Origin of the sequence: Plantactinospora sp. GCM10030261 (assembly GCF_042666615.1) — a bacterium.
GTDB lineage: Bacteria > Actinomycetota > Actinomycetes > Mycobacteriales > Micromonosporaceae > KBS50.
Map to the genome: position 1 here is coordinate 57287 of NZ_JBHTDD010000023.1, position 12489 is coordinate 69775.

12 protein-coding genes and 1 pseudogene are annotated in these 12489 nt (G+C 71.0%); 10 read left to right on the top strand and 3 right to left on the bottom strand.

Features of this window, described 5'->3' with window-relative positions; all coding sequences use genetic code 11:
- Positions 1–13: 13 nt before the first annotated feature.
- The 3 genes from ACFQUZ_RS23925 (at position 14) to ACFQUZ_RS23935 (ending at position 2507) form a co-directional block, all read left to right on the top strand.
- Complete coding sequence (locus tag ACFQUZ_RS23925; protein WP_377446030.1) at positions 14–925, top strand: carbohydrate ABC transporter permease; 912 nt, start codon at positions 14–16, stop codon at positions 923–925.
- Positions 922–1887, top strand: coding sequence for a carbohydrate ABC transporter permease (locus tag ACFQUZ_RS23930; RefSeq protein ID WP_377446032.1), 966 nt, complete (start codon positions 922–924; stop codon positions 1885–1887). The genes ACFQUZ_RS23925 and ACFQUZ_RS23930 overlap by 4 nt, the downstream gene beginning before the upstream one ends.
- Before the next feature lie 98 nt (positions 1888–1985).
- Positions 1986–2507: a DinB family protein gene (locus tag ACFQUZ_RS23935; protein ID WP_377446034.1), complete on the top strand. Its 522-nt coding sequence runs from the start codon at positions 1986–1988 to the stop codon at positions 2505–2507.
- A gap of 362 nt (positions 2508–2869) precedes the next feature.
- Here the strand turns inward: ACFQUZ_RS23935 and ACFQUZ_RS23940 are convergent.
- Positions 2870–4321 (bottom strand): annotated as a pseudogene (locus tag ACFQUZ_RS23940) (LVIVD repeat-containing protein); the annotation flags it as partial.
- A gap of 195 nt (positions 4322–4516) precedes the next feature.
- Between ACFQUZ_RS23940 and ACFQUZ_RS23945 the strand changes: the two are divergent.
- From ACFQUZ_RS23945 to ACFQUZ_RS23975, 7 genes are all read left to right on the top strand, one after another.
- Positions 4517–5257 (top strand): DUF305 domain-containing protein, encoded by a 741-nt coding sequence (locus ACFQUZ_RS23945; RefSeq protein WP_377446036.1) that lies wholly within the window; start codon positions 4517–4519, stop codon positions 5255–5257.
- Between the two features lie 184 nt (positions 5258–5441).
- Complete coding sequence (locus ACFQUZ_RS23950) at positions 5442–5612, top strand: hypothetical protein (protein ID WP_377446038.1); 171 nt, start codon at positions 5442–5444, stop codon at positions 5610–5612.
- A gap of 44 nt (positions 5613–5656) precedes the next feature.
- The gene (locus ACFQUZ_RS23955) at positions 5657–7357 is read left to right on the top strand and encodes a bifunctional 3'-5' exonuclease/DNA polymerase (protein WP_377446039.1); all 1701 of its coding nucleotides are present in this window, start codon (positions 5657–5659) and stop codon (positions 7355–7357) included.
- A 270-nt stretch (positions 7358–7627) separates the two neighbouring features.
- A complete protein-coding gene (locus ACFQUZ_RS23960) occupies positions 7628–8413 on the top strand; it encodes a hypothetical protein (RefSeq protein ID WP_377446040.1) in 786 nt (261 codons plus the stop codon).
- Between the two features lie 207 nt (positions 8414–8620).
- Positions 8621–9214 (top strand): NTP transferase domain-containing protein, encoded by a 594-nt coding sequence (locus ACFQUZ_RS23965; protein WP_377446041.1) that lies wholly within the window; start codon positions 8621–8623, stop codon positions 9212–9214.
- A 61-nt stretch (positions 9215–9275) separates the two neighbouring features.
- Positions 9276–10103 (top strand): inositol monophosphatase family protein, encoded by an 828-nt coding sequence (locus ACFQUZ_RS23970; RefSeq protein WP_377446043.1) that lies wholly within the window; start codon positions 9276–9278, stop codon positions 10101–10103.
- A gap of 9 nt (positions 10104–10112) precedes the next feature.
- Positions 10113–10547: a hypothetical protein gene (locus ACFQUZ_RS23975; RefSeq protein ID WP_377446044.1), complete on the top strand. Its 435-nt coding sequence runs from the start codon at positions 10113–10115 to the stop codon at positions 10545–10547.
- Positions 10548–10659: 112 nt separating this feature from the next.
- Here ACFQUZ_RS23975 and ACFQUZ_RS23980 read toward each other — a convergent pair whose 3' ends face one another.
- On the bottom strand, positions 10660–11586 hold the full coding sequence (locus tag ACFQUZ_RS23980) for an amidohydrolase family protein (protein ID WP_377446045.1): 927 nt from the start codon (positions 11584–11586) through the stop codon (positions 10660–10662).
- Positions 11583–12392: a metal-dependent hydrolase gene (locus ACFQUZ_RS23985; RefSeq protein ID WP_377446046.1), complete on the bottom strand. Its 810-nt coding sequence runs from the start codon at positions 12390–12392 to the stop codon at positions 11583–11585. The genes ACFQUZ_RS23980 and ACFQUZ_RS23985 overlap by 4 nt, the downstream gene beginning before the upstream one ends.
- Positions 12393–12489: the final 97 nt, after the last annotated feature.

Here is a 12489-nt window from a genome sequence, read left to right on the forward strand (position 1 = left end):
GGGGCGGTCACCCATGCGGCACGGCAGGTATCCCTTCATCATCGGCTTCCTCTTCGTACCGGTGGTGTTGTACTCGGTTTTCGTGGTGGGGCCGTACGGCCAGGCGTTCTACATCGCGTTGACCGACTGGCACGGGTTGTCGGCGCCGAACTGGGTGGGGCTGGACAACTTCCGGCGGCTGCTTGACGACACCGCCTTCTGGAAGGCGATCCAGCACCACGGGATCCTGCTGCTCGCCCTGCCGCTGATCACCATCGCCATCGCGTTGTTCTTCTCGTTCCTGCTCAACGTCGGTGGCGGCGGCAGCGGGGGAGACCGGCGAGGCGTGTGGGGCTCGTCGTTCTACCGGGTGGTGTTCTTCTTTCCCCAGGTCCTCGCCGTGGCCATCATCGCCGTGCTGTTCCAGACGGTGTACCGGCCGAACGAGTCCGGCCTGATCAACGGGGTCCTGATGAAGCTCGGGTTCGACCCGGTGCTGTTCCTCATCCGCCCCAACCTGGCGCTGTGGTCGATCATCGCGGTGCTGGTCTGGCAGTGCGTCGGCTTCTACGTGGTGTTGTTCTCGGCGGGGATGGCGTCCATCCCCGCCGAGATCTACGAGGCCGCCGAGCTGGACGGGGCGAACCGGATCACGTTGTTCTTCCGGGTCACCCTGCCGCTGCTGTGGGACACCCTCCAGGTGGCCTGGGTCTATCTCGGCATCGCCGCGTTCGACGCGTTCGCCATCGTCGCGGTGCTCTCCATCGACCAGGGCGGCCCGGACGGCGCCACCACCGTGCTGGCCATGGAGATCTACCGCAACGCGTTCGTCTACTCGCGGTACGGCTACGCCTCGGCGATGGGCGTGGCGTTGTTCTTCCTGACCCTCACCTTCGCGGCGCTCACGCTGCGGCTGTCCAAGCGGGAGAGCGTGGAGTACTCATGAACCCGTACACCACGACCCAGACCCCGGCGCCCGGTTCCGCGCCGGAGGCGGGTGCCCCGAAGACCGGCCGGTCCGGTTCCCCCGATCCCGCCGGGCGGGCCGGGTCCGGTCGCCGCGACCGGACCCGGCACGGCGAGGTCGGTCTGCTCACCACCCTCGGCCACCTGGCCCTCGTGGTCTGGGCGATCATCGTGATCGCGCCGATCCTGTGGACCTTCCTGGCCTCCTTCAAGAACACCGCCGAGATCTTCAGTAGCCCGTGGACGCTGCCGGCCGAGCTGCGCTGGGAGAACTACGCCCGGGCCTGGACCGAGGCGCGGGTCGGCCGGTACTTCCTGAACAGCGTGCTTGTGGTGTCGCTTAGCACGTTCGGCACCATGCTCTTCGGGTCGATGGCGGCGTACGTGCTGGCCCGATACCGGTTCCCGGGCAACCGGCTGATCTTCTACTTCTTCGTCTCGGGGTTGGCCTTCCCGGTGTTCCTCGCCCTGGTTCCGCTGTTCTTCGTGGTCCGCAACCTCGGGTTGCTGGACACCTACACCGGCCTGGTGCTCGTCTACATCGCCTATTCGCTGCCGTTCACCGTCTTCTTCCTGGCCGCGTTCTTCAAGACGCTGCCGCAATCGGTGGCCGAGGCGGGGTTGATCGACGGCTGCTCACACACCCGGCTGTTCTTCCAGGTGATGGTGCCGATGGCCAAACCCGGCCTGGTCAGCGTGACGATCTTCAACGTCATCGGCCAGTGGGCGCAGTACCAGCTGCCGCTGGTGCTGCTCTCCAACGCCAAGGAGAAGTGGGTGCTCACCCAGGGCATCGCCGACATCTCGGTGAACGCCGGCTACGAGGCGGACTGGTCGGGCCTGTTCGCGGCCCTCACCCTCGCCATCCTGCCGATGATCATCGTGTACGCCGTTTTCCAGCGGCAGATCCAGGCCGGTCTCACCTCCGGCGCGGTGAAGTGACGCGCCGGGAGGCGGGCGTGCTGCCGCCCGGGTAAACCCCGACCCGGATTGTCGGTGCGGCTCGGTACCGTGCGTCGACACCCGGATGAGGAGGCAGCATGTCCGACGACGACGCTCTCGCGCCCGAGCGCGCCGACCTGATCGCGTCGCTCCAGCGGCACCGGTTCTTCCTGCGCAACGCGGCCCGGGAGCTGACCGACGAGCAGGCCGGGCAGCGCAGCACGGTGAGCGAGCTGTGTGTCGGCGGGCTCATCAAGCACACCGCGCAGACCGAGCGGGGCTGGGTGGACTTCATTCTCGACGGCCCGGCCAGCATGCCGTCGGGTGACGACCCCGAGGCATACCAGCGGTACGCCGACTCGTTCCGGATGCTGCCGGGCGACACCCTGGCCGGGGTGCTCAAGACGTACGACGAGGTGGCCCGGCGCACCGACGACCTGGTGCGTACCCTGCCGGATCTGGATGCGAGCCAGCCGCTGCCGCCCGCCCCCTGGTTCGAGCCGGGCGCCCGCTGGTCGGCCCGGCGGGTGCTGCTGCACGTCATCGCCGAGACGGCTCAGCACGCCGGTCACGCTGACATCATCCGGGAGGCCATCGACGGCGCGAAGTCGATGGGCTGACCCGTGTGACGAGGACGGCTCCGGCCCGGCGGATCGGTTCCGCCGGGGCCGGAGCCGCGGTGCGGGTCGGGCGGTCAGCCGGCGCGTACCCCGCCGGTGATGTCGTTGTCCCGCAGCGCCGGTTTGTCGCCGGTCACGATCACCGAGCCGTTGACAGTGGTTTCCACGATGGAGATCACCGAGGCACCGGTGGCGTGGACGCTTCCGTTGATCTTGGATCCGAAGACGACCAGGCCGGCACCCGGCTGGACCTCGATGCTGCCCTTGACCGTCGCCCCGTCCAGGCAGGTCACTCCGGACGTGACGGTGAGCTTGCCGTTGGTGCGACCGTTGAGGATGGTCGTACAGGCCGGGTAACGGGGCTGGGTCTGCACGTTCAGTTCGGCGATGATGTCCATCGCCCGGGCGTTGTCGGTCCGTGGGTCGGTCAGCCGGAGGACGTCGAACCCCTTCTGGATGTCGTTCGAGTAGATGTGGCCGTCGTGGTAGTAGGCCGACCAGGATCCGGCGATGAGCCGCCGACTGTCCGAGATCGGGCCTCGTTCCCAGTAGGCGATCTCGACCGGGTTGGCCGAGTCGGTGAAGTCCCAGACGGAGACGCCGCCCTGGTACCACGCCTGGACCATGATGTCGCGGCCCATCGCCGGGATCAGCGAACCGTTGTGCGCCACGCAGTTCTCCAGCGCGGTGTTCAGCCGTGGGATCTTGAAGTAGCTGCGGAAGACAAGGGCGCGGCTGTCGCCGGAGCCGACGATGTCGTAGATCGCGTCGGCGCCCTGGTTCGGCCGGTAGTCGCCGGTGCAGATCGCGCCGCTGCCGCCGCCCAGCTCGTCGGTGAAGACGACCTTGGTGCCGGCGTTGTTGAACGTGGCCGAGTGCCAGAACGAGAAGTTCGTGGTGTCCCGCACCCGGTTGATCACCCGCGGTGCCTCGCGGTCGGTGATGTCCATCAGGATGCCGTCACCCATGCACGCGCCGGCCGCCAGGTTCCGCTCCGGGTACGCGGTGATGTCGTGGCAGCCCGAGGTGGTCGAGCTGCCGTTACGGCCCGGGTTGCCGCCGTCGTCGTCCGCGAACAGGTCCGGGGTGGCCACGACCGCGGCGGTGGTCGGGGCGTTCAGCGGCACCTTGATGATGGAGATCTTGTCGTGCGGCGGCTTGCAGTACGCGGCGCCGTCGAACGGGCTGTACGACGACACGTAGATGTAGACGCTCCGGCCGTCGGCGCTCGGCACCAGCGTGTGGGTGTGCGAGCCGCAGTCGGTGCGCACCGACTTGACGTAGCGCGGGTTGGCCCTGTCGGTGATGTCGAAGATCCGCATGCCCTCCCAGGATGTCTCCAGGCTGGCGGACCCCGGCTCGCTGGTGCACGAGTCGTCCGTGCGTGGCTGGTCGACCGAGAGGAACAGCAGGTTGCCGAAGACCGACGGATCGCCCTGCGAGCCGGGGCAGACCACCTGGCTGACGATCTTTGGCTTGCGCGGCTTGCTGACGTCGTAGACGGCGAAGCCGTTGTAGTTGCCGGCGAACGCGTGGTCGCCCTGGAACGCCAGGTCCGTGTTGAGGGCGGACTCCGAGTTGAACCCGCCGAACTTCGGCACGTTGGCGACCTGCCGGATGTTGGGGCTGCTGACGATCTCGTCGACGCCCGGGATGGCGGTGGGTTGGGCGAGCTCGCCGGGGGCGGCTTCGGCGAGCGCGTCCGGGGCGGCGCCGGCCGGCAGCGCTGGCGTGGCCGCGAGCAGCAGCGTGGCGACGGACGCCAGGCTGATGGCCCGCAACCTGCGCCTTCCGCGAGGATCTGGTGTGGACATAGAGGGTCACCCTTCGTCCGGGACGAGCGGTTATAGACACCGTAGTCGATTGCACAGGGACAAATTGTGATGCGGATCACTTTGATATGAGTGAATCGAGGCGTCGGTCCGGGTGGGGCCTTCCGCTGGTCTTCTGTGCCCGGCGGAGGCGGGTTACGATCCCGCCACGGCTCGGCCGGCGGCGGGAGGCGACGCGTGCGAGAAGCGTGGGACGGGACGGCGATCGCCCGGATGCGCCGGGTCGCCCTGGCGGAGCTGGCCGTTCTGGGGGTGCTGGCGGCCGGCGCGCTGGTCGCCGACGTCCGGTCCGGCGCCGCCGGAGCGGGCGGCTCGAAGCCTGCGGGTGCCGCCAGCGCGCCGGAATCCATCGCGCTGCCCGGTGTGCCGGGGGCCACCGCGCCGGTGCTGCTGCCCGGCCGGCCGGGTGAGGCGGCGAAAACGGCCCGGGCGGACGAGGTCTCACCGCTTCCCACGCCGCCGTACAACGCGGCCGACATCCGGTTCGTCACGATGATGATCCCGCACCACGAACAGGCACTGCTGATGGCCGGACTCGTCCCTGACCGGTCGCAGAGCCCCGGGCTGAGGGCCATCGCCGACCGGATCGTCGCCGGGCAACGGCCGGAGATCAAAATGCTGGAGGAGTGGCTGGCGGTCCGCGGTCTGAGCCGGGACTCGGGGGGTGCGCAGGCGCACCGGCACATGGCCGGCATGCAGTCGGCGGCGGCCCTGGATGATCTCGCGGCGGCCCGCGGGACCGACTTCGACCGCCGGTTCGTGGACATGATGACCGCCCACCATCGGGGCGCCATCGAGATGGCCCGGCAGGCCCAGGGGCTCGGTGCCGACGGCACCGTCAACGAGCTGGCCACCAGCGTCGCGGCCGAGCAGGCCGCCGAGATCGAGCGGCTCCGGGGGGCGTTGACCACGTCGTGACCTGGTCGGTGAGTTCGTGGCGACGGTGCGGGCCGGGGCCGCGATCAACAACATGGCATCGGTGGCACAACTGCTGCCGAGTGGCGGCACACCGCCGAGGTGTATGCCGACCCACAACTCCGCGCATTGCTGAGCGCCCCGCACGACGGGGACTTCGGTCCGGTGCCGGCGCCGGTCCGGCGGCATGACGCCGAAGCGGGGTGATCGGGTCGCGCCGCCGGCCCGTTCCGACGAGTACGAGCTGCGGTTCGCCACGAATGACGCGGTCAAGGGCTGGGAAGACCTGTGCCGGCAGGCACCCGCCAACACCCGGACCGCCTTTGACACCCTCCGGCGGAATCGGCTCACCGAGTGAGGCCAGGCGCGTGACATGTCGGTGCCGGGGGGCACAATCGCGACGTGCTGGTGGCGGTGCGGACGGACGAGGGTGGCGCGGGGCGGTTGCTGCCGCTGCGTCCCGACGGCTCGCCGGCCGGCCCGGTCGAGCCGGTGACCGACCTCGCCCGGGCGGTGGCCGAGCGGGATCGGCGGGACCGGCCGCGCTGGCTGTGGTCGGCCACCGCCGTGATCTATCCGGCGCTGCTGGCCGCCGGGGTCCGGGTGGACCGCTGCCACGACATCGAGCTGACCGAGGGACTGCTGCTCGGTCACGCCGGGCGGTGGGGTGAGCCGCGGAGCGTGGCCGCCGCCCGGGCGCGGCTCAGCGGGGCGCCGGTGCCGGCGGATCCGCCGCCCCAGCCGGCGAGCCCGCCCGGCTACGGCCAGGCCGCGCTCTTCGACGCGCTGCCCGGCCCGACCGGCCCCGAGCCGGAGGTGATGGCCGAGGTCTACGCCGACCAGTTGCGGCGGATAGCCAACGTCGAGCACCCCGGCCGGTTCCGGCTGCTGACGGCGGGGGAGTCGGCCGGGGCGCTGGTGGCGGCGGAGATGGGGGCGGCGGGACTGCCGTGGCGGGTCGACCTGCACGACCGGATCCTGCACGAGCTGCTCGGCGAGCCGTCGCCGGTGGGTGGACCGCCCCGGCGGCTGGTCGAACTGTCCGGGCGGATCGCGGCGGCGTTCGGGGTCCGGCAGCTGCACGCCGACTCGCCGGCCGAGGTCTTGCGGGCGTTCGCGCGGGTCGGCGTCCAGTTGCCCAACACCCGGGCCTGGGTGCTGCGCGGGGTGGACCATCCGGCGGTCCCGCTGCTGTTGGAATACAAGGAGCTGTACCGGATCTGGACTGCGCACGGCTGGGCCTGGCGGGACGCCTGGGTGCGGGACGGCCGCTTCCGGCCGGAGTATGTCCCGGCCGGGGTGGTCTCCGGGCGGTGGGCCACCCGGGGTGGTGGTGCCTTGCAGATCCCCAAGGTGATCCGGCGGGCGGTGGTGGCCGACCCGGGGTGGCGGTTCGTGGTGGCGGACGCCGGTCAGCTGGAGCCGCGGGTGCTCGCCGCGGTGTCCGGGGACGCCCGGCTGGCGGCCGCGGGCGGGGCCGGTGACCTGTACGCGGCCCTGGCCCGGGACGCCTTCGGCGGTGACCGGGCGCGGGCCAAGGTGGCCCTGCTCGGGGCCATGTACGGGCAGACCGGCGGAGCGGCGGTGCCGGCGCTCGCGGCGTTGCGCCGCAACTATCCGACGGCGTTCGACTTCGTCGAGGCCGCTGCGCGTACCGGGGAGGCGGGTGGCCTGGTGCGGTCGTGGCTGGGCCGCACCTGCCCGCCGGCGTCGGTGGCCGTGCCGGACGAGGCGGGGGCCGGTGCCGACGCGCTGTACGCCGGCGAGTCCGGTGGCGCGACGACGGACGGATCGAGCCGGGTGCTGGCGTCGCACCGGGCCAGGGGACGATTCACTCGCAACTTCGTCATCCAGGCGACCGCCGCCGAGTGGTTCGCGACGCTGCTCGCGATGCTTCGCGGCGCGCTCGCCGGCTCCCGCGCGGAGCTGGTCTTTTTCCAGCACGACGAGGTGGTGGTGCACTGCCCGGCGGAGGACTCCGAGCGGGTGGCCGAGCAGGTACGGGTCGCCGCGGCGCGCGCCACCGGGCTGCTGTTCGGGGCGACCGAGGTGCGGTTCCCGCTCGACGTGTCCGTGGTGGACTGCTACGCCGACGCGACCTGATTGGAGCTGCCGGGCCGGCTGTTCGGCGGGGTCGCGGCGACCCCCGCTCTTGTCGCTGTCCACCGCGCCGGACTCGGTCGCCGCCATGCCCATACCACCGGGTACGTCCGGGATCAGCGGGCCGTCTCTGGTCGGAGTGCTGCCACGGTGCTGCGGGTACGGTGTTTCGAGCACGTCCGAGACGCTCTCGATTCGTGCGGGGACCGCCGCTGATGCCACGAACGGTCACCGGGGCCAACTGTGGTGGGGGAGGACCTTTGACGGTGGCACATGGAGCTTGAGAGGTGGCTGCGACATGTGCAGCCCTGGCTCGTCGGCCTTGAATCGGCGATCGCGGTCGACTTCAGCCGGGCGTCGCTGGCGGAACTGGAGGAACTCGCGGCCGAGGGCGACCACCCGGGTTTCGACGCGTACCTCGGTGAGACGCTGCTGCGGGTCGGCGGTGGGCGCTGGGTCGAGGTGGACGGTGCTCCCGCTGTCACGGCTGATCCCTCTTTGGGATTGTCCCCGGTAGTGCCCGCCGACCTGCTCGCCGAGCCGGGCCGGGCAGTCGAGGCGTACGACGAGTGGACCGTGGCCGTCGCGGCACGGCGCGAGGCCGTCCCGGGCTGGCACCCGGTCAAGGAGCCGACTCCCGGGTTGGACAAGCGAACCGAGCCCGTGGTCCCACCGGAACTGCGAAGGTGGCTGGCCGAGCGGGAGTCCGGTTTCCTCCGCTGGGCGGCCCGCTGGGCACCGGAGGGACGGTGGGACTTCTCGACGTCTTCGCTGGATGAGCTCGGTGAACTGCTTGTACGGGTGCTCGGTGACGAAAGCGGCCTGAGGGATCCCGCCAATAGGGATTTCGTCGACGGCGCCATCTGGTATGTCGGCGAGGTCTATCGCCGGGTCGGCGGTGGGCAGTGGTCGTGGGAGGCCAAGGATGGGAAGCCGCCGGTTCCCCTTCTGGTCAATCTCGGCGGGAGGCGCCGCTCGCAGGCGCCGCTGGTGCAGCTGGAGATGGGTATGGGGACCTCCGGTTACCTGCGATCGCGGTGCGAGTCGTTCGCCCGCTGACGATAGTCGACGATGGGCGGGTCACCCGGAGCCAGGCCGAACGATCGAGCGCCATCATCGGGGATATCGCTATTTCCGGCAATTTGGGCTTTTGTCACCCGATACCACAATGCGGACGGATCGTTGGGTCCGATGTGTGCTCGCCTGACCCGGCGGGCGGGACGACCACGTCAGGCGGGGGTGACTCAGCTGAGTCGGATCGCGGGAATGATTATCGCGGCGGGTGGCGGGCGCCGCATCGGTACCCCGGAAGCGCTGCTGCACCAGGACGGCAAACCGCTTGTCGACCAGGTTCTGGAGACGATCGGGACGGCGGGTTGCGACCCCGTCGTGGTGGTGCTCGGCGCGGCCGCCGAGCAGGTCCGGGCGGAGGCCGACCTGTCCGACGCCCGCGTGGTGGTCAACCGGGCGTGGGGTACCGGCATGGGGTCCTCGTTGCGGATGGGGCTCAACGTGTTGGACGATCCGGAGATCGAGGCCGTGGTCGTGGTGCCGGTGGACATGCCGGGGCTCACCGTCGCGGCGGTCCGCCGGGTGGCCGCACTGCCGTACCCGGATGTGCTGGTCTGCGCCACCTACGCTGGCCTGCGCGGCTACCCGATGCTGTTCGGGCGCCGGCACTGGGCGGGCATCGCGACCCTCGCGAACGCCGACGTCGGCGCGCGCCCCTACCTGCTCGCGCACAAGAACGAGATCGTCGACGTCGCCTGCGACACGATCGCCGACGGGTGCCGGGTGGACACGCCCGAGCTGATGGTCCGCTGGGGACTCAGCGTGCCGGCGCAGCGGATCGGCGCCTGAGGCGGCGAGGCGGGACCCGCCGGACAACCGGCGAGGGACGCCACCGGGCTACCCTCCCCGGATGGGACAGAATGATCACGAGGTTGCTATCGACGCGGCGCTGGCCGGCGCGGCGGTGGTTCGCGCCCGCTACCGGGACGAGCACCGGCGGGTGGACAAGGGCGGCGGAGACTTCGCCACCGCGGCCGACATCGAAGCGGAGCGGGCGATCCTGGACGTGCTCCGGGTGGCGCGCCCCGCAGATGCCGTGCTGGGCGAGGAGACCGGACACTCCGGGGACCTGGCGGCGGAGCGCGAGTGGTTGGTGGATCCCCTGTGCGGCACGCGGAACTACGCCGCCCGGTCGATGCTCGTCGCGGTGAACGTCGCGCTGCGCGCGGGTACCGACGTGACGGCGGCGGCGGTGGCCGATCCGTTCGCCGACGAACTGTTCTGGACCGACGGCCACACCGCCTTCCTCCGGCGCGACGGCGGGGACGAGCGGCTCCGGCCGTCGGCGGCGAACCGGCTCGTGGACGTCAACCTTGATCCGCCGTTCCCGAACGGCACGGCCTTCCAGGCCGTGCGGATGCTGGCCGAACCGGAGTTCGGTGACCGGTTCAGCCCTCGGGTGCTCTCCACGACCCTGGCCCTCACTTGGGTGGCGGCGGGCCGTCGGGCGGCGTACGTAACCGATGGAGACCTGCGGGACAGCGTGCACTTCGCGAGCGGGATCGCGCTGTGCCGGGCCGCCGGGTGTGTGGTGACCGGACTGCGGGGCCAGCCAGCGCACACCGGGGTGGGCGGACTCGTCGTCGCGGCGGACCAGCAGACGCACGAGGCGGTGCTTGCCATGGTCGAGCGTCAGTTCGTCGGGGAGACCGGGCGCGGGCGGGACGGCACCGGTTAGCCTCGCACCATGGGCGAACAGTGGATCAGTGTGCTGCTGGTGGTGCTGTTCGTCGCGCTGATCATCTCCGGTCTGGTCACTAACCGGCGGCGACGTCAGTGGCAACGGCGGGCGGCCGACCTGCCGCCCGCTGACCGGGACGAGTTGGGTCGCCAGGCCGCGGAGGCGATGCGGCAGCGGGGCCTGGTGTCCGCGGTCAAGCTGGTCCGGGACCGGACCGGTCTGGGGCTCGCCGACGCGAAGGCGGCCGTCGAGCGGTTGCACGCTGGTCAACCGAACTGGTTGGACCCCCCGGGCGCCGGCCCGGGGGATCTCGACGCGGGGCTCCGCGACGAGGCGACCGATCTCAAGCGGTGGGGAAAAGCCGTCCAGGCGGTCGCCCTGGTCCGTCGCCGGACCGGGATGTCGTTGGTGGAGGCGAAGCGCCTGGTGGACCGGCTCTGACGCGGCCACGGCCGGCCGAACCGGCGACCGGCCGGGAACCGCACGGTTGGGGCGCCGGCCATCATCAGCGCCGCGGCCACCAACACCCGGCCATCGCCGGTTCCACAGACCACTATGCCGACGGCAGGTCGAACAGGGCGGCGGCGTTGTGCCAGCAGACCGCACGCAGCCAGTCGGCGCCGAGGTCGAGCCGGACCAGGCCGGCGAGCTGCTCGGCGTACGGGTAGGGAAGGTTCGGGAAGTCGCTGCCGAGCAGCACCTTCCCGGCCAGCCCGAGGTCGCGTAGCCGGGGTCGCTCCGCGGCCGGGAACGGGACGAACCGCTCGAAGAACGAGGTGAACGCCATCGTGGTGTCCAGCGCCACCCGGTCGTACCGTTCGGCGAGGGCGAGGAACGGCAGGTAATCCGGCGCGCCCAGGTGCGCCACGATCGCGGGCAGCGCCGGATGCCGGGCCAGCAGCTCGGCGAACGGTTCCGGACCGGTGTGCGCGGTGCCGACCGGCGCGTGCCCGGCGTGCACCACGGCCGGGACGCCGGCCTCGGTGAGCAGGCCCCAGACCGGGTCCAGTGCCGGGTCGGTCGGTGCGAAGCCGCCGACCTGGAGGTGCACCTTGAACAGCCGGGCCCCGGCGTCGATGGCGTCCCGGACGTAGTCGAGCACGCCCGGCTCCGGGAAGAACGTGGCGGACGGTAGGCATTCCGGGGTCCGCCGGGCGAAGTCCAGCGTCCACCGGTTCAGGTCCGCGGCCATGCCCGGCTTGTGGGCGTACGCGAGGGCGCTGAACGCCCGTACTCCCATGGCGCGCAGGTGTGCGACGCGCTCGTCCTCGGTCCACTTGTAGCGGATCGGCCATTCCGTACCGACCAGCGGGCCGGCCGCGTCGAAGTAGGACCAGATCCGGTCCAGCAGTCGGGGCGGCAGGAAGTGCACGTGCACGTCGGCCAGGCCGGGCAGGTCGAGACCGCGCCACAGGTCGGGGACGCCGTCGTCGGCCGCCGGGTCGTCGTGGTCGGCCACCGGGCCGCCAGCGTCGGTCACTGGCTCAGGTCGATCCGGTCGAGCAGTCCCGGTGCCACCAGGCCGACGGCGGCGAGGGCGGAGACGACGGTGAGCACGGTCCGGAGCACGATGACCTCACCCTTGCCGCCGGTGCGCAACGCCAGGTGGTTCGGTATGCCGATCATCATCCACATGCGGCGGTTGACCGGGATGGGCCAGAGGATGGGCACGCCGACCCGGGTCACCATGTCGCCGATGATGTGGACGAAGCAGCCCACCCCGACGGCCACGCCGAGCATCGGGTAGCCCCGGTTGTCGGGCAGGGTAACCCAGACGAAGAACGCGGCACCCGCCGAGATCAGGGTGATGGCGGCCCAGCCGATGCGTTTGGCCCACTCGTCGAACAGCCCGCGCAGGGCCAGGCCGATCATGAAGAACAGCACTCCCATGACGGCCCACTTGCCGTACACCGCGCAGAGTGTGGCGGTGCCCCATCCCACCAGGACGGTGAACGGGATGGTGTGGGTGAACGTCCGGTGTCCGTTGGTGCGGCGTGGGTCCCGGCTCAGCCGGGTGGCGGTGTAGATGGCGAGCGATATCTTCTCGATGACCTCGGCGATGAACAGCGAGAACACGCCGAAGGTGCGGGCCACGGTGGCGCCGCCCTGGTTGCGGGTCACCTTTCCGGAGAGGTCCAGGTCCGGGAAGAGGGCACCGCCGGCGCAGACGGCGGTGCCGACCGCGACCGCCAGGGGCGACTGGTGATAGCCCGCGAAGTGGTCGAGGGCCCACGAGCCGGCCAACCAGACGGCGGCACCCGAGAGAGCGTGGGACGGACCCATCATCGTTCGCGCTACCTCCCCTTGATCTTGCTGTGGTCAAGGTACGGCAACCGGTCAATGTGGTGGGCGCCGGGACGGAACGGGCCGCGGAACGGGCCGC